At 71.1% G+C, this 15,616-nt stretch carries 14 protein-coding genes; 8 read left to right on the top strand and 6 right to left on the bottom strand.

Annotation, left to right across the window (positions count from 1 at the left end; translation table 11 throughout):
- Positions 1 to 307 precede the first annotated feature (307 nt).
- Together lepB and KGA66_RS08290 are read right to left on the bottom strand one after the other, a co-directional pair.
- Positions 308 to 982, bottom strand: coding sequence for a signal peptidase I (lepB, locus tag KGA66_RS08295; protein ID WP_211466356.1), 675 nt, complete (start codon positions 980 to 982; stop codon positions 308 to 310).
- Between the two features lie 11 nt (positions 983 to 993).
- Positions 994 to 1,335 carry a PadR family transcriptional regulator gene (locus tag KGA66_RS08290; protein WP_211466354.1) on the bottom strand — a complete coding sequence of 114 codons (342 nt, stop codon included), beginning with the start codon at positions 1,333 to 1,335 and terminating at the stop codon, positions 994 to 996.
- A 688-nt stretch (positions 1,336 to 2,023) separates the two neighbouring features.
- Here KGA66_RS08290 and KGA66_RS08285 point away from each other — a divergent pair.
- Positions 2,024 to 3,106, top strand: a complete 1,083-nt coding sequence (locus KGA66_RS08285) for an STAS domain-containing protein (RefSeq protein ID WP_211466352.1) — start codon at positions 2,024 to 2,026, stop codon at positions 3,104 to 3,106.
- A 54-nt stretch (positions 3,107 to 3,160) separates the two neighbouring features.
- On the opposite strand, the gene KGA66_RS08280 is transcribed toward KGA66_RS08285, so the two are convergent.
- Positions 3,161 to 5,296: a transglycosylase domain-containing protein gene (locus KGA66_RS08280; protein WP_211466350.1), complete on the bottom strand. Its 2,136-nt coding sequence runs from the start codon at positions 5,294 to 5,296 to the stop codon at positions 3,161 to 3,163.
- A gap of 466 nt (positions 5,297 to 5,762) precedes the next feature.
- Here KGA66_RS08280 and KGA66_RS08275 point away from each other — a divergent pair, with 466 nt between their 5' ends.
- The 5 genes from KGA66_RS08275 to KGA66_RS08255 all read left to right on the top strand — a co-directional run bounded on the left by KGA66_RS08275 (position 5,763) and on the right by KGA66_RS08255 (position 10,492).
- Positions 5,763 to 6,752, top strand: a complete 990-nt coding sequence (locus tag KGA66_RS08275; RefSeq protein ID WP_246507225.1) for a LacI family DNA-binding transcriptional regulator — start codon at positions 5,763 to 5,765, stop codon at positions 6,750 to 6,752.
- Positions 6,753 to 6,970: 218 nt separating this feature from the next.
- Positions 6,971 to 7,804, top strand: a complete 834-nt coding sequence (locus tag KGA66_RS08270) for a ZIP family metal transporter (protein ID WP_211466346.1) — start codon at positions 6,971 to 6,973, stop codon at positions 7,802 to 7,804.
- 219 nt (positions 7,805 to 8,023) lie between these two features.
- Entirely contained in the window at positions 8,024 to 8,476 is a 453-nt protein-coding gene (locus KGA66_RS08265; RefSeq protein ID WP_211466344.1) for a DoxX family protein, read from the top strand.
- 100 nt (positions 8,477 to 8,576) lie between these two features.
- The gene (locus tag KGA66_RS08260; protein ID WP_211466342.1) at positions 8,577 to 9,443 is read left to right on the top strand and encodes a patatin-like phospholipase family protein; all 867 of its coding nucleotides are present in this window, start codon (positions 8,577 to 8,579) and stop codon (positions 9,441 to 9,443) included.
- A complete protein-coding gene (locus tag KGA66_RS08255; RefSeq protein WP_211466340.1) occupies positions 9,440 to 10,492 on the top strand; it encodes a 1-acyl-sn-glycerol-3-phosphate acyltransferase in 1,053 nt (350 codons plus the stop codon). Before KGA66_RS08260 ends, KGA66_RS08255 begins: the two co-directional genes overlap by 4 nt.
- 59 nt (positions 10,493 to 10,551) lie before the next feature.
- On the opposite strand, the gene KGA66_RS08250 is transcribed toward KGA66_RS08255, so the two are convergent.
- From KGA66_RS08250 to KGA66_RS08240, 3 genes are read right to left on the bottom strand one after another with little or no spacing between them, the layout of a single operon-like run.
- Positions 10,552 to 11,196: a GNAT family N-acetyltransferase gene (locus KGA66_RS08250; protein ID WP_211466338.1), complete on the bottom strand. Its 645-nt coding sequence runs from the start codon at positions 11,194 to 11,196 to the stop codon at positions 10,552 to 10,554.
- Entirely contained in the window at positions 11,193 to 12,719 is a 1,527-nt protein-coding gene (locus KGA66_RS08245) for an APC family permease (protein WP_211466336.1), read from the bottom strand. The genes KGA66_RS08250 and KGA66_RS08245 overlap by 4 nt, the downstream gene beginning before the upstream one ends.
- A 33-nt stretch (positions 12,720 to 12,752) precedes the next feature.
- Positions 12,753 to 13,424 carry a GPP34 family phosphoprotein gene (locus tag KGA66_RS08240; protein WP_211466334.1) on the bottom strand — a complete coding sequence of 224 codons (672 nt, stop codon included), beginning with the start codon at positions 13,422 to 13,424 and terminating at the stop codon, positions 12,753 to 12,755.
- A gap of 275 nt (positions 13,425 to 13,699) precedes the next feature.
- Here KGA66_RS08240 and KGA66_RS08235 point away from each other — a divergent pair, with 275 nt between their 5' ends.
- The gene (locus tag KGA66_RS08235; RefSeq protein ID WP_211466331.1) at positions 13,700 to 14,560 is read left to right on the top strand and encodes an alpha/beta fold hydrolase; all 861 of its coding nucleotides are present in this window, start codon (positions 13,700 to 13,702) and stop codon (positions 14,558 to 14,560) included.
- 387 nt (positions 14,561 to 14,947) lie between these two features.
- Positions 14,948 to 15,496, top strand: a complete 549-nt coding sequence (locus tag KGA66_RS08230) for a hypothetical protein (protein WP_211466329.1) — start codon at positions 14,948 to 14,950, stop codon at positions 15,494 to 15,496.
- Positions 15,497 to 15,616 lie beyond the last annotated feature (120 nt).

Raw genomic sequence — 15,616 nt, 5'->3', positions numbered from 1 at the left:
GCAGAAGCGGATGTGCGTCGAGCTGTGCGGGGTGCTGACTCGCCATGCAATGAGACTTCTCGCGGCGCCGTGCTCGCGGACCACCGTCAAGACCGCGTGAGACGGGACACCTGGAGCAGTCTTCCGCGCCCACTCGATCGGAAGCACCGGAAACGCCGTTACGGCTTGCCGTCACCGTGACGCCGAATGCACCACCCCGAAGCGATCTTCCAATCGATCAGCCCCGATGCACCCCGATGTCGCCTCGTCATCAGCTGGATCTTTGCGCTGCGGCCCGGACGGACCAGACCCACTGCGCCAGCTCTGCTCACGAGAAGACCAGGACCCGGCCGGTGATGTCCCGCTCGGCCACCGGGCCCCAGATCCGCGAGTCGGCCGACGCCGCCCGGTTGTCGCCGAGGACGTAGACCTCGTGCGCCGGCACGGTCAACGCGCGGCAGTCGATCGTCGATCCCGCGGGAAGGTAGGGCTCATCGACCCGCACGCCATTGCGGATGAGGAAGCCGTCGCGGCACGAGATCTGATCTCCGGGTAGTCCTACGACGCGCTTGAAGGCGGAGATGCGCCCGGCGGGCGTCGGCAGCGAGATCTGAACCAGGTCGCCACGGCTCAGCCCGCCGAAGTGCAGGCTGATGCGGTCGACGATGATGCGGCTGCCCGCGCGCAGTGTCGGCTGCATGCCTGCGGACGGCTCGTAGGCGATGGTGACGACGAACTGGTTCAGCACGGCGAGGACGGCGGCCGCGGTCGCCGAGCCGATGACGATCCGCCGCGACACCCGGCGCCAGCGTGCGCCCGCGCGACGTGCGTCGGCCGCGCGGCGGCGGCGCTCCCGCATCGCGACCCGGATGCCGCCGGCCGCCCATCGCAGCGCCTGCCACGTGGTGACGGTCTCGTCGAACTCCCGAAGGACCGCTTCACCCCAGACACCGCCCTGCGCGCCTCGGCCACGCACCACCAGGGTCAGCACACGCCGTGCCACGGTCCGTGTCGTCACCGCGCACCGCCCAGCAGCCGGGGGGTCGGTGCCGTCGCAGCCTTCTTTGACGATGCCGACGGTTTCGCTGCCGCGGCGAGACGCTCGCGTGCGTGGTCGGCACCGGCGTCGGTCAGCCGGTAGACGTGGCGGGGCGGTCGGCCCGGCTGCTCGGGCGGCTCCCAGCGGGTCTCCAGGAACTCCCGGTCGGCGAGCCGTATCAGGATCGGATAGAGGGTGCCGGAGGCGAGCGCGGTCTCACGGCTCAGGTCGTAGCCGTACCGCCACTGCGACGGGTCCGCCAGCAGTGCGCGGAACAGCAGGAGGGTCTGTGGCGAGGTGTCAGGGCGTCGGGGCATAGTGAAACTCTACATATATTATCTTTGGATGGCCAGGGATCCTCGCCGCAGCTTGCCCGCGCTCGGACGCACCGGGTCGGGCGAAGCCGGGCAACGCACGAGAACGTGACGCAATGGGGGGCGCGCCCGGCTCGGGCGCTGATCCCGGCGCGGGTCAGATCCGGAGGAGAACGAGCCGGCGCGGAAGATCGAGGTTCGCAGCGTGGGTCCGGCGGTACGGCATCCTGGTCGCGGGTGAGCCCGGTCGCGAAACTGTGGCTCAACGATTTACCGCGCGTCATGTGTGGCGTTGGCGAGTCGGGGTATACGCGTCGCCGCTTCGATGGCTGGAGCACTTGCTTCCGGCCTCGCGCGCACGCAGCGCTCTGAAGGTGATCGTGGTGCCGGAGCAGCCGGAGCGTGACGGCCCATCAGCACGTGATGCCGTGTCGGACCCGCGTCGGCCGCGTGGAAACGCGCTGTCGTCACCGATTCGACGCTGTCAACAGGAGGGCACATGGACGGGCCAACCCGCACCACCGAGGGCACGGACACTGAGACAGCGGACGCTGAATCGATGGACGTTAGTACGACGGACACTGAGACAGCAGACACTGATACGGGCACAGATATAGCTGAGGTTGATACAGCGGACGTTGATGCAACGGGTGGGCCGAGGGCGGCCGAGCCGGCGGAGTCTGACATATCGATGGCTGCCACGGCGGACACCGAGGCCGAGAAACCCCACGCTCAGGACCTGCGCGCCGAGAAGCGGGGCGCCGAAGAACGTGACGCCGCGAAAAACGAGGAGCGGACCGCGGACCCGCGAGGCGAAGCAGCCGGGGACGCGGCGCAAACGGACCGGCGGGCGCCCGAGAAGGCCGCGGACCACGCCATCGAGCCGGACGGCGCCGGCGAGACTCCGATCTTCGCCGCGGTCTTCGCCGGCTGGGCCGGTCCCGCGGCCAGCCTGATCGGCCGGAACCTGCGCCGCGCCGACAGCGACACGGCCGGGGACGGGAACACTGACAGGGACACTGACAGGGACACTGACAGGGACACTGACAGAGGCACGGCCGGGGACGGGGACAGGGACAGGGACAGGGCGGTCATCGACGCGGCGACGTGGCACCCCGGGCCGGTCCGGCAGACCCCCGCGCTGCGCTTCGACGTCCGCGGCGAACGGCACGAGCCCGTGATCGCGGCATCCGGCGAACTGACCGCCGACTCGGCGGCCGCGCTGACCACGCCGCTGCGGCACATCCTGCGGCGCAGACCGCGGCAGATCACCGTCGACCTGTCCGGTGTCACCGCCGTGACCCCCGCGGGCCTGCGCGCCGTGGCCGAGGTGCGGCAGGCGGCGCTCGCTGCGCACGTGGACTTCCGGCTGCGCTCGCCCTCGCAGGCGGTGCGCGAACTGCTCGACCACGCCGCGGGGCGCACCGCGAGCCGCCCGGACCGCCCGGAGCGCGGCGGAGCCGAGATCGTGGCCACGGGCTCCGGCACGGACGGCACGGACGGCACGGACGGCACGGACGGCACGGACGGCACGGACGGCGCAGCCGCGAATCAGCCGTCGAAGAGCGAAGCTCCCCGCGCGTCACAACCCCTCCCGGCGCAGCCGCCGGCCTCGCGCAGGCACGCCGCCTACACCGACCGCGCCGTGGAGGACGAGGCGCTCGAGCGGGAGCCCGGCCGCACGCGGCCGTGGTGGCCCTCCCACGGGTTGCGCGAGTCCCTGCGCCGGGCCGGGGTGCATCAGACCCCTCACAAGCATCGCACGGCGACATAGCCGGAGCCGGAATCTTCCGCTTAGCGGCACCCAGGCGGTACCGCGCCGCAGCGCCTACTGCGGCTCGGGCGGGTATCCGTGCGGCGCGGTGAAGCTCTGCGCCGGCAGGCCCGCCAGGGCGCGGCGCATCGCGTCATGCCAGATCGGCGCGGAGATCGTGGCGCCGAAGATCTGCCCGTAGTAGTACTTGCCGCCGACCGACATGTTGCCCATGTAGTCGCCCTTGAGCGTGTCCGGGCGGATGAACCCGGTCCACACCGCGGCGGCCAACTGCGGGGTGTAGCCGTCGAACCACGTCGCGATCGAACTGGTCGTGGTGCCGGTCTTGCCCGCGGCCGGACGACCGATGCCAAGGCCGCTCGCCGTCGCGCCGGGCTGCGTCAGCACGCCGGTGAGCAGCGCCGTCAACTCGTTGGCGATGTTGGGGTCGAGCACGGCGCGGCAGCGCGGATGCTGAGCCGCGTCCTTGCGCCCGGCAGCGTCGGTGACCGCGGTGATGACGTACGGCTTGCAGTAGACACCATGCGCGGCGACCGTCGCGTAGGCGCCCGCCATCTCCACCGGGGTGATCAGGTTCGTGCCGAGGGTGAAGGAGGGGAACTGGTCCAGCGGGCGCCCGTCGCCGCTGTCGTTGTCCTGGGTGACGCCCATGGACGCGGCGATCTGCGCCGGATGGCACAGGCCGGTCTGCTCCTCAAGGGTGAGGAAGTAGGTGTTGACGGAGAACCAGAACGCCTGGTCCAGCGGGCCGGTGAACGGGTTTCCGTCGTCGTTGCCAGGATGGTAGTCCGGGGTCCACAGCACCGAGTGCTGGCCGTTGCCGGGGCACGCCGCGATCCGCGTGCCGGCGTCGTCCATCGGGCTGGGAACGCTCATCACCTGGCTCGGGTCATGTCCGTCCTCCAGCGCGGCGAGCCCGACGAAGATCTTGAAGGAGGAGCCGGCCTGGTAGCCCCCGCTGCCTTCGTGCGCGGGGTCCCCGGCCAGGTTCAGATAGGTCTCGCCGAGATTGCTGCCCATCGGCTTGGACTGCGCCATCGCCTTGATCTGGCCGGTACCCGGCTCGATCATCGCCAGCGCCGAGGCCACCTTGTCGGTGGCGCGGGTGTAACCGGAGATCGCCGAGTCCGCGGCGTTCTCGTCCTTCACGCTCATGGTGGTGCGGATGGTCAAGCCGCCCATGTCCCAGAGCTTGACCCGGTCGGCCTTGGTCGGCCCGTAATCCGGGTCGTTGATGAAGGTCTCGTACACGTAGTTGCAGAAGAAGGCCGAGGAGGCGCGCGCCGAGATACAGCCGTGCCGCGGCGGGGTCGGGTTCAGGCCGAGCGGCACCCGCTGGTACCCGGCCACCTGCGCCTGCGTCAGGTACTTGAGTACCGGGCTGGCCATGTCCTGGATGACTATGTTGCGCCGGGCCAGCGCCTCGGCCGGGTGCTGCAGCGGGTCGAACGCGCTCGGGCTGTTGACCAGCGCCGCCAGCAGCGCCGCCTGCGGAACCGTCAGCTTCGCCGCGGTGGTGGAGAAGTAGCGTTCCGCGGCGGCCTCGACGCCGTAGGCACCGTTGCCGAAATACACCAGGTTGAGATAACGCTCCAGGATCTGCTGCTTGGTCAGCGACTTCTCCACGGCCACGGCGTACTTGAGCTCGGTGACCTTCCGGGTGAAGGTGTCGGCGATCGCGGCCTGCTGCTTGACCTTGTCGGATCCCGCCTCCAGCAGCAGCACGTTCTTGACGTACTGCTGCGCGATCGTCGAGCCGCCCTGCAGGTTGCCGCCCTGCGAGTTGTGCACGAGCGCTCGCACGGTTCCCTTGATGTCCACACCGCCGTGCTGGTAGTAGCGCACGTCCTCGATCGCGACGAGCGCCTGGGGCATACTCGCGCTGATCCGGGACATCGGCACCACGACCCGGTCGCCGCCGAGGTCGTCGCTCCAGGTGTAGGCGATCAGGCTGCCGTCGTCGGCGAGGATCTTCGAACGCTGCGGCAGCACCGGGGTCTCGAAGTCGGTGGGCAGATCCTCGAAGTGGTCGGAGGCCGCCTTGGCCGCCACCCCGAAGCCGCCGATCACGGGCAGGCTCAAGCCGGCGAGCATGACCCCGCCGAGCGCGCTGATGACGATGAATATCAGCAGGCTACCGAGCTTTCGGCCCGCGCCCCGCAACCTTGCCGCACCGGTCGCCTTGCTCATGGGGATCAGCGTACCCGGCGCGCCACGTGCAGCAACCGTGACCCACGCATAATGCAGCAGCGCCGCGGCGGGCGCCCCGGCCGCGGACCGGGGCCGGGAGCGATGGAAAGCGCTATCCGGAATGTTTCGGAAATCACCGCGCTGATTTTCCTGTCCGTTTAACCGTATTGTTTCGAAGACGCGAGGCCACGCAGGGTGCTAGCCTGGCCGGAAAGAGCCATGCGCAGGCCGTAAAGCACGTCGGCGCGCTCCGGAAACTGAGCGGGGAAGCCCGGGCGGCGGTTGAAACGACTCGGGCGGCACGTCAGGCATCGGGACGTGGTGTGTCCGCCCCTGGGCATTCGGAGCACTGCGCAACTCGGAGCACTGCGCAACTTGGAACAGCGCGCGCCGGGCACGGAGCGCCGCGTCGGCATGTGGAAGGCGAGGAGCCGTGGTGACTGCCCAGGACGAGCCCCGGATCACCATGACCAACATCGCCCGCGAGGCAGGGGTGTCGGTGCCCACGGTCTCCCGGGTGCTCAACGGCCGCTCGGATGTCGCGCCGGAGACCCGGGAGCGGGTCGAGGAACTGCTGCGGCGGCACGGCTACCGCCGCCGGGTCAACCGCGCGCAGGACCCGGCCGGGCTGATCGACCTGGTGTTCAACGACCTGGACAGCCCGTGGGCCGTGGAGATCATCCGCGGGGTCGAGGACGAGGGGCACGCGGCCTGCGTCGGCACGGTGGTAAGCGCGATCCATCGCCGGCCGGCCGCCTCACGGCAGTGGCTGCGCAACGTGCAGGCGCGCAACACCGACGGGGTCGTCTTGGTCACCTCGGACGTGCAGTCGCCGCTTTACGCCGAGCTGCGCCGGCTGAACGTGCCGATGGTGGTGATCGACCCGGCCGGGGTGCCGGGCCATCAGGTGCCGACGATCGGCGCGGCGAACTGGGCCGGCGCGGTGGCCGCGACCGAGCACCTGATCTCGCTGGGCCACCGCCGGATCGGCTTCATCGCCGGCCCGCGCACCCTGGTGTGCAGCCGCACCCGCTTGGACGGCTACCGCGCCGCGCTCGAGGACGCGGACCTGCCGGTGGACCCGGAGCTGATCGTGCAGGGCGACTTCTACCACGAGTCCGGGTTCAAGGGCACCGCCGAACTGCTCTCGCTCAAGCAGCCGCCGACGGCGATCTTCGCCTCCAGCGACCAGATGGCGCTGGGCGGCTACGAGGCGGTGCGCCAGCGCGGGCTGCGTGTGCCCGACGACCTGAGCATCATCGGGTTCGACGACCTGCCCGAGGTGCGCTGGTCCGCTCCCCCGCTGACCACGGTGCGCCAGCCGCTGAGCGAGATGGGCGCGCTGGCCGCGCGCACGCTGCTGCGGCTGGCCGGCGGCGAGCGGATCGAGAGCCTGCGCTTCGAGCTGCCGACGGAACTGGTGCTGCGCGACAGCTGCGGGCCGGTCGAGCCCTGACCCGCGGAAGACGGCAATGCGGAAGACGGCAATACTGCGAACCCGCGCGAGCGTTCTTCGCGCCGCGCGCGAGCCGCGCGCCCGCCCCGGCGGCTTGCGCGAGCCAGTTTGTTAGGCAATCCTAAGTTAGGTTAGCCTTGCCGACAGCATGCCGAAGCGTCGCGCGCCCGGTCCCCCCGATCCGCACGCGCGACCCGATCCGCCGTGGAGGGTTACGGATGACGTCGTCGCAGATCACGCTGTTGGGGGCGGTTGCCGGGTTCACCATCTACCTCGGCCTGCCGATCGGGCGGCTGCGCTCCCCGGCGCCGACACTGCGTGCGCTGCTGAACGCCGTGGCCACCGGCATCCTGATCTTCCTGCTGTGGGACGTGCTCACGCACGCCTGGGAGCCGATCGACTCGGCGCTCTCGGACCACCGATACGGCTCGGCGGCCGGCAACGGCGCGGTGTTCTTCGGGTGCTTCGGCCTCGGGCTGGTCGCCCTGGTCTACTTCGACCGCTATGTCGCGCGCCGCTCCTCGCGCGTGCGCGCGTTCGGTCCGGGAGCGGCCGCGGTCGAGGAGCTGAGCCCGCGGGCCGGAACCCGCGTGGCCCGTTTCTTCGACCTGGCGATGATGATCGCGGTGGGCATCGGGCTGCACAACTTCGCGGAGGGGCTGGCGATCGGCAACTCGGCCGCGGGCGGGCAGCTGCAGCTGGCCGTGCTGCTGATCATCGGCTTCGGGCTGCACAACGCCACCGAGGGTTTCGGCATCGTGGCCCCGATGGCCGCCGAGGGCCGGATGCCCAGCTGGGCCCGGCTGGGCCTGCTCGGCCTCGTCGGCGGCGGCCCCACCTTCGTCGGCACGCTGGTCGGCCAGCACGTGGTCGACGCGACGCTCTCGATCGGGTTCCTGACCCTGGCGGCCGGCTCGATCCTCTACGTCGTGATCGAACTGCTCGCGGTCGCCCGGCGGATCGGCCGCAAGGAGCTGACCACCTGGGGCCTGCTGCTCGGGGTGGTGCTCGGATTCGTCACCGACGCCGTGGTCACCGCGGCCGGAGCGTGAATCGCAGTGGCTTGACAGCCGCGCACCTGCGGTTTCGCAAGGCGCCGGAAACTTTCGCAGTGCTCTGAACTAACTGGGTGCCGCCGTACGTTTACCGCGTGATTCCGGCACACCGCCGGGATCACGTCCCGCGCGGGCGAGTTCGGCTGCCGCACTGCCGCGCGGGCCGGACGCCGTCCGCCTGCCGCACCGGCGGACATACCCGGAGACGGTGATCAGATGCGCACCCCCTCATCACTCACACAGCACCTCACCTCCATCTACCGCATCATCCTCGGCCTGCTGATCTCCTGCCACGGCGCCTCGACTCTGTTCGGCGTGTTCGGCGGGGCGGTAGGCACCGGCAAGACGGTCTCCCCGTTCACGTGGCCCGGCGGCGCTGCGGCGCTGATCCAGTTCGTGTGCGGGCTGGCGATCATGCTCGGGCTGGCCACCCGGCCTGCCGCGGTGCTGCTGTCCGGATCGATGGCCTACGCGTACTTCACGGTCCACCAGAAGCACGCGCTGCTGCCGATCCAGAACGGCGGCGAACCGGCCGCGCTGTTCGCCTGGGGCTTCCTGATGATCGCGTTCCTCGGTTCCGGACCGTGGTCGCTGGACGCCTTGGTGGCGCGGCTGCGGGACAGAGCGCCCGCCGCGAGTTCGGTGCAGGCGGCGACGAGCGAGGCGTGACACGACCGAACCACGCGCTCCGGCCGGCGGCCCACCGCCGGCCGGAGCGTTCACGTTCCGGCCCGCGCGTGCGTTCAAGCGATCGGGGCATACACGAGGCATGCCCGCGTCAAGCCGGTCAGCCCCGGCACCCGACTGCCAGACCACATTCGTCCTGGGCGGCGGCGGACATCTGGGCGCGTACGAGGTCGGCATGCTGCGCGCCCTGCTGGAGGCCGGGATCAAGCCGGACCTGGTACTGGGCACCTCGGTGGGCGCGATCAACGGGGCGGTGCTCGCGGCCGATCCGAGCGCCGCATCGGTCGCCCGGCTGGAACAACTGTGGACCGGTCTGAGCGGCGGCGGCGTCTTCGAGGCCAACCTCTTCACCAGGCTGGGCACCGCGGCGCGCACCCGCACGCACCTGTACTCGAACGCCGTGCTGCGCCGGATGCTCGAATCGGATCTGCCGGTGGCCCTGATCGAGGAACTGGCGGTGCCGTTCCAGTGCGTGGCCGCTTCGATCGAGCGCGCCGCGGAGCACTGGTTCACCGCGGGCCCGATCGCGGACGCCGTGCTCGCGTCGTGCGCGGTGCCTGGGCTGCTGCCCCCGGTCGAGGTCGGCGGCGAGCACTTCCTGGACGGTGGCCTGGTCGACAGCGTCCCGGTGGGACGGGCCGTGGCGCTCGGCGCGCGCACGATCTACGTGCTGCACGTGGGCAGGCTCGAACAGCCGCTTCGGCCGCCGCGCCGGGCCTGGGAGGTGGCGGCGGTCGCGTTCGAGATCGCTCGGCGCCACCGCTTCGCCCGCGACATCACCAACCTGCCCCAAGGCGTCACCGTGCACTTACTGCCGACGGGTGCCGACACGAGTCGCGGCGCGAACTGGTCGCAGTATGTGCGCTATCGGGCATTCGACGAGACACATGCTCGTATCGAACGCGCATACGCCGCGACCGACGCCTATCTGCGTCAGGTCCAGAAATGAGGGCGCTGCTTCTGCGGTATACGGTGCTGCGACGACTCCTGAGCATTCCCGTCCTGCTGCTCATTTTCGCGGTGACCGCCGTGCTCACCCCGGTGGTCGTGCTCTTCGGCGGGCTGTGGGCGCTGCGGCGCGGGGGCCGGGGTCGACCGGTGCGGATCGTGCTGTTCGCATTCTGCTATCTGTGCATGGAATTGGTCGGCCTGTCAGGCGCGGGGTGGCTGTGGTTGCGCGCGGGCTGTGGCTGTCGCATCGGCTCGCCGCGCTGGCAGGATGCGCATTATGCACTGCTGGCGCGGCTGCTGGGGCGGCTTTACCGCATCGGCGGCGCGTTGTTCGACCTGCATATCAACGCGCCGACCACGGTGACGGACGCCGGCTCCTCGCCGGCGCTGCCGCCGGCGTCCGGACGCCCGCTGCTGGTGTTCAGCCGGCACGCCGGGCCGGGCGACTCGTTCCTGCTCGTGCACGCGCTGTCGGCGCTCGCGCGGCGCCGCCCGCGCATCGTGCTGAAGGAGGCGCTGCGGTTCGACCCGATCATCGACGTGATCCTCAGCCGCCTGCCGCACTGTTTCGTCGGCCGCGGGCCGGACGCCGGTGATCGCACCGCCGCGCGGATCGCGCACATCACCGCGTCCATGGGCCCGGCGGACGCGCTGCTGGTCTTCCCGGAGGGCGGCAACTTCACCCCGCACCGCCGGCTGCGCGCGATCGCCAGCCTGCGCCGCAGGGGCCTGACGCACGCCAGCGCCGGCGCGCGCCGGCTGCGCAACGTGCTGCCGCCGCAGCCGGCCGGGGTGTTCGCGGCGATAGACGCGGCGCCGCACGCGGACCTGGTGTTCGTCGCGCACACCGGCCTGGACCACATGCAGTCGTCGCGCCAGGTGTGGCGCGGTATCCCGCTGGTGCGCCCGGTCGAGGTCACCTGGTGGACGATCCCGACCGAGCGCGTTCCCCTCGAGCACGACGCGCGGCTGCGCTGGCTGGACGGGAACTGGGCCGAGGTGGACGCGTGGATCGGGCGGGTGCGGCAGGCCGAACCGCTACCCTGACCGGTTGTGCGCACCCCGCGCACCCCGAGCGTCCGGCGCGTCCGGCGTCAGTGCGCGCGTCAGGGCTCGCCCATCGGCGGTCGCCACATGGGATACATCATCGCGGTCGCCGGGATGCCGTCCGGGAAGGGGATCGGATCGGGAAGGTCCCGGTAGCCGTGCCGGACGTAGAGACGCCGGCTGTCGATGCTCGCGGCTTCCAGATAGGCCGCGGCCGGCGCCGCCCGCCGGCCCAACTCGCGGTGATGCGCGTCGAGCAGCGCACTGCCGATACCGCGCCCTTGCAACTCGGGGCGCACGGCCAACACCGCCAGGTGGTCGTGCGGCTCGCCGCGGGGGTGATGGCGCTCCAGTTGCGCGTCGAACGCGCGGAACCGGTCCACCCGGCCGCCGGTGACGGCCGCGAGCCGGGCGTCGTATTCGGCGGCGTCCTGCTCGACTCCCGCGTGTCCGTGCTCGCCGTACGGGAACCACAGCGCGACCGCGGTGCGATCAGGGGTCGTATACACGGTCCCGGTGGCCAGCGCGAGGTCCACATAGAGGCGGAAGTAGCCGGGGAACAGCGCCTCCCGCGCGTCCTGCTGCCCGACCAGCCAGACCGAGGGCGGCAGGTCCCGAAACGCCGTCGCGACCAGGGCGCTCAGTTCGGCCGCGTCGCCCGGCTCGGCCCTGACCACACTCGCCACGGCGGGCCCGGCACTCATGCCCCCTCCCCGGCGAGCGAGGCCGCGGGCGCGGCCGCCGGCGTCGCGGTGCCGTGTCCGGTGGCCGCGTCGGGCCCCATGCCGATCACCTCGTACACCTGCGGCCGGCGGGAGCGCAGGTACAGCGCCCAGCCCACACCGACCACGGCGGCCAGCGCGAAGAGGGAGGGCAGCACTTTGCCGGGCATGGACGGCTTGGTGTAACCGAGCAGCAGCGAGTAGTTGCTGGTGCACAGGTACACGATGACCAGTAGCACGACCACCGAGATTCCCGGCGCGATCAGCCGCCGCCAGAGGTTCTCCCCGGCGCGCTCGAGCGCGAAGAACCTGACCACCGCGATCGAGGTGAGCGCGAGCAGGATCAGGATGCCGTAGCCGCCGGTGGTGCCCAGCCAGAAGAACAGGTCGTTCTGCGGGTTCCAGCCCCCGGCCGCGTAGGCGAGGATCACGGCCAGGCCGATCGCGCTCTGCACCGCCGAGGCCGTCTTCGGCACGCCGTTGACGCCGGTGCGGCCGAAGGATCCGGGCAGCACGTGCTCGCGGCCGAGCGCGAAGGAGTAGCGCCAGCAGGCGTTGTGGAAGGCGAGGGCGGCCGCGAACAGGGAGGTCATGAACAGCACCTGCCCGGCGTTGTTCAGCACGTTCGAGCCGAGCGCGAACAGCATCCCGGGACCCTGCTGGGCCGCGACCGCCGCGACCTGCGACACGCCGTAGTGCAGGGAGAGCACCCACGAGGCCGCCGCGTAGAGGACGCCGATCACGGCCAGCGAGAAGTACGTGGCGGCCGGGATGGTGCGGCGCGAGTCACGGGCCTCCTCGGCGTAGACCGGGGACTGCTCGAAGCCGGTGTATCCGAGCACTGCGATGGCGAGCACCGCGCCGATGCCGCCCTTGGTCAGTTCGCCGGGGTTCAGCGTGGAGAAGGTCACGTGCCCGCCGGCCGGGTGCATCGCGCCCTCGACGGTCAGCGCGGCGATGACGAGCACTTCGAGCGTCAGCAGCGCGCCGAGCACGCGCCCGCTGATGTCCACCCGGATCAGGCCCAGCACGGTCACCACGGCCCAGGCCGCCAGCGCCCAGATCCACCACTTGACGTCGACGCCGGCCTTCTGCTGCACGTAGCCCTCGACGGCCGGGCCGAGCATCCCGTAGAGGCCGACCTGCAGCAGGTTGTAGGCCAGCAGCGCGATCAGCGCGCCGGCCACGCCCGCCTCGCGTCCGAGGCCGCGGGTGATGAACGCGTAGAAGGCGCCTGCGTTGCTGATGTGCCGGGCCATCGCGACGTAGCCGACGCTGAAGAGGCTCAGCACCACGGCCACCACGATGAACGCGGCCGGCACGCTGGTCAGGCCGGTCACCGCGTAGGCGGTGGTGATCACCCCCGCGGTCACGGTGAGCGGGGCCACTCCGGCCAGCACGAAATAGACCACGGACGGTACGCCGAGCCGGTCGCGGGCCAGAGCCGCGGACACGCTGCCCGGCTGGGCGAGTGATCCTCTTGCCACGGTGGGTCCTCCTGTCATGCGGTAAGGGTGTGGACGTGCGGGGGCCGCCGATCAGAAGCGGCGGGTCGCGATGGCGTTGCCGACCGCGGCCTCGGTCTGGCCGGTCAGTTCGGCCAACGGCGGGCGCAGCAGCGCGAGCGCGCCGTCGATCCGGCGCAGCGCGTGCGGCTCGCTCTGGCGCACCTCCCAGAGCACCGGCTGGTCGAGTCCGGTGGCCCGCAGCAGGCCCAGCAGCAGCAGGGAGCGCTCGTCGAGCCGCTGGCCGCGGATGAGCGCCGTGCACAGCAGCGCGGTGGGCCGGGCGGCCACGCCCGCGGCGGCGGGCACCCAGCGGCCGGCCTGCCACGGTCGCCGGCGCGACGCGCGCACCAGCAGCCCGTCGCCGACCATGCGCAGGCCGACCTCCTCGTGTGCGCTGCCGCCGAAGAACGCCAGCCAGGTGCGCGTGGGATGCTGTTCCTGCTTGAGGAATTCGAGCATCCGGCCGGCCAGTTCGTCGCCGCAGGCGGCGGCGTCGAGCACGGCGACGGTTCCGTCCCTGGGCTCGACGCGGCCGCTCAGGGCCAGTTCTCCGAGCAGCGCGGCGGCAAGGCCCAGCCCGGCGATCCGCTCGGGTAACCGGGGTTTGCCGCTGGTCTCGTCGTGCGCCATGAGGAAGAAGTCGTCGGCCAGCCGTCCGGGGCGGCCGGGAGCCTGAGCCGGGCGCATCGTCACAGCCTCCATCGCTCGGACGGGCGCAGGGGCGTCATCAACACGGAACGCATCGCGCTGGAGACTATCCGCTATGGGTGCCGACATTCCAGAGCCCTGACAACATCACCTTCGAATTCTGTGATTCTGGTTTATGAGCGTTCTGTAACACGGGGCGCGCTCGGCCGGCGGCGGCACGGGATGTAATCGATCCCTGCGACACATGGCCCGCATCCCGCTCGCGCCGTCCGGGCCGGCGCGGCGCGGCGGGGACTCTCCCGGGACGCGACGGCCGTACGCTGTCCGTGATGGACGAGCAGACGCGCTGGACGATGCGCCGGGTCACGACCGCGGCCGACTTGATCCTCGACGTGGCCGAACAGGGTGATCCGGGCGGCCGCGCGGTGCTCCTGCTGCACGGCTTCCCGCAGACGCACCGCTGCTTCGACGCGCTCGCGCAGCGGCTCGCGCCGCACGGCCTGCGCCTGATCGCCCCGGATCAGCGCGGCTACAGCCCCGGCGCGCGACCGGCCGACATCCAGGCGTACGGGTTGGCGCACACGGTCGCGGACGCGCTACGCGTGCTCGACGCCTGCGGGGTCGAGCGCGCCGACGTGGTCGGTCACGACTGGGGTGCGATGGTCGCCTGGGCTCTGGCGGCCGGGCGGCCGGACCGGGTGCGTACGCTGACGGCAGTGTCGGTGCCGCATCCGCGGGCGATGGCAGCCGCTCTGGCGGACGAGCGCAGCGGGCAACGCGAGCGCTCGGCGTACATGCGGCTGTTCCGGCAGCCGGGGAAGGCCGAACAGGTCCTGCTGGAGGACGGCGCGGCCCGGCTGCGCGCGCTCTACCGGCCGCTGCCCGACCGCGCCGCCGAGCCGCATCTGCGTGCGCTGAGCGAGCCGGCGGCTCTGACGGCCTCGCTGAACTGGTATCGGGCCATGCGGCGCGAGGACTCCGCGCTGCCGCCGGTCGACGTGCCGACCACGTATGTCTGGTCGACCGAGGACGTCGCGATCGGGCGCGCGGCCGCCGAGTACTGCGCCGGGCAGGTCACCGGGCCGTTCCGCTTCGTCGAACTACCGGGCGTCAGCCACTGGATTCCGGATGAGGCTCCCGACGCACTCGCCGACGAGGTGCTCCGGCGCATCCGATCGACGGCGGCCTAGTGTCCCGCGCCGGAAATCCGTCGCATGACTCTGCTCGACCTGGCTGCGCACGTCCGGTCATCCGCGCCCGGCTGGCAAGGCGCCGGAACACCCTCGCGGTGCTCAATCAACGCAGTGGGTCGTCTGTGGGCGTTTCGGCAACGCGGCCAGGCGGGATGCGGGGGCCGATTTTCACGGCGGACTTCCGGCGCGGGACACCAGTACCAACGGCGTTCAGTGATGCGCCCTATCAGATCCTCGAACAGGGCGTGCCATCGTTCGGCGTCGATGCTGTGGCCTGCGGCTACCGCTTGATCCTTCGTTGTCTTCACAAACCTCGATGATCACCGGTGGCCGCGCCCGCTCACCCGGGAGGATTAAGAGAGCTGATCACGGGAGGGGTCCGCGATGCTGGAACTGCTCGGCTTCTACGACGAGTTCGCCAAAGACCCCGGCCGGCCGAACGGGTCCGTGCGCGACGCCGTCCGACCCGCCGGCGAGCCGGACGAAACGGACCTGGTGGCCTACCTGGACGCCGGCCACGTGCTGATCGACGTCATGGAATCCTGCCCGGACGCGATCACCGGAGCCGACCACCGCCACTCCCGGGGCTGCTCATCGCCGGTCACCGACGGAGTCTGGCTCTGGCGCCAGGACTTCCCGCACTACGTGGAAACCCATCACGTCCTGCTCCCCGCCGCGTTCCTCGATCATGTACGACGCCTGAACTACCGCATGCCCGCCCTCATCACCGCGCAGTTCGCCCCCCACTACAACGAGACCTTGCCCGTCATCGGATGGGACACGGCCGTCCCCTGGCGATCGACCACACCCGTGCTCGAACCCGAACCGCGCACGGTCGTGAGCAAGGCGCAGTTCGACGCGGCGACACCGGCCCGACAGCGCGACCGACCCGACGGCAAATGGACCAAGCCCCGCAAGCCGAGGAGAACATAAGGCCAGCCAGCACAATCACGATCTACGGCTGGACGCCTGGCCGTGGCCTGGGCGTGGCTGGTCCAGGCCGCGTTCGAGAAGTCGCCTCGGCCCCTGCGATTGTTCTCGAACACGGTCCGG

It is taken from the genome of Actinocrinis puniceicyclus (assembly GCF_018283645.1).
Taxonomy (GTDB): domain Bacteria; phylum Actinomycetota; class Actinomycetes; order Streptomycetales; family Catenulisporaceae; genus Actinocrinis; species Actinocrinis puniceicyclus.
This window is presented reverse-complemented; position numbering and strand designations above follow the sequence as displayed.

Coding starts and splice junctions, on each gene's coding strand:
- KGA66_RS08290 (WP_211466354.1), bottom strand. CDS start 1,335: ATGCCCCGACGCCCTGACACCTCGCCACAGACCCTCCTGCTGTTCCGC.
- KGA66_RS08285 (WP_211466352.1), top strand. CDS start 2,024: ATGGCTGCCACGGCGGACACCGAGGCCGAGAAACCCCACGCTCAGGAC.
- KGA66_RS08280 (WP_211466350.1), bottom strand. CDS start 5,296: ATGAGCAAGGCGACCGGTGCGGCAAGGTTGCGGGGCGCGGGCCGAAAG.
- KGA66_RS08275 (WP_246507225.1), top strand. CDS start 5,763: ATGACCAACATCGCCCGCGAGGCAGGGGTGTCGGTGCCCACGGTCTCC.
- KGA66_RS08270 (WP_211466346.1), top strand. CDS start 6,971: ATGACGTCGTCGCAGATCACGCTGTTGGGGGCGGTTGCCGGGTTCACC.
- KGA66_RS08265 (WP_211466344.1), top strand. CDS start 8,024: ATGCGCACCCCCTCATCACTCACACAGCACCTCACCTCCATCTACCGC.
- KGA66_RS08260 (WP_211466342.1), top strand. CDS start 8,577: ATGCCCGCGTCAAGCCGGTCAGCCCCGGCACCCGACTGCCAGACCACA.
- KGA66_RS08255 (WP_211466340.1), top strand. CDS start 9,440: ATGAGGGCGCTGCTTCTGCGGTATACGGTGCTGCGACGACTCCTGAGC.
- KGA66_RS08250 (WP_211466338.1), bottom strand. CDS start 11,196: ATGAGTGCCGGGCCCGCCGTGGCGAGTGTGGTCAGGGCCGAGCCGGGC.
- KGA66_RS08245 (WP_211466336.1), bottom strand. CDS start 12,719: ATGACAGGAGGACCCACCGTGGCAAGAGGATCACTCGCCCAGCCGGGC.
- KGA66_RS08240 (WP_211466334.1), bottom strand. CDS start 13,424: ATGGAGGCTGTGACGATGCGCCCGGCTCAGGCTCCCGGCCGCCCCGGA.
- KGA66_RS08235 (WP_211466331.1), top strand. CDS start 13,700: ATGGACGAGCAGACGCGCTGGACGATGCGCCGGGTCACGACCGCGGCC.
- KGA66_RS08230 (WP_211466329.1), top strand. CDS start 14,948: ATGCTGGAACTGCTCGGCTTCTACGACGAGTTCGCCAAAGACCCCGGC.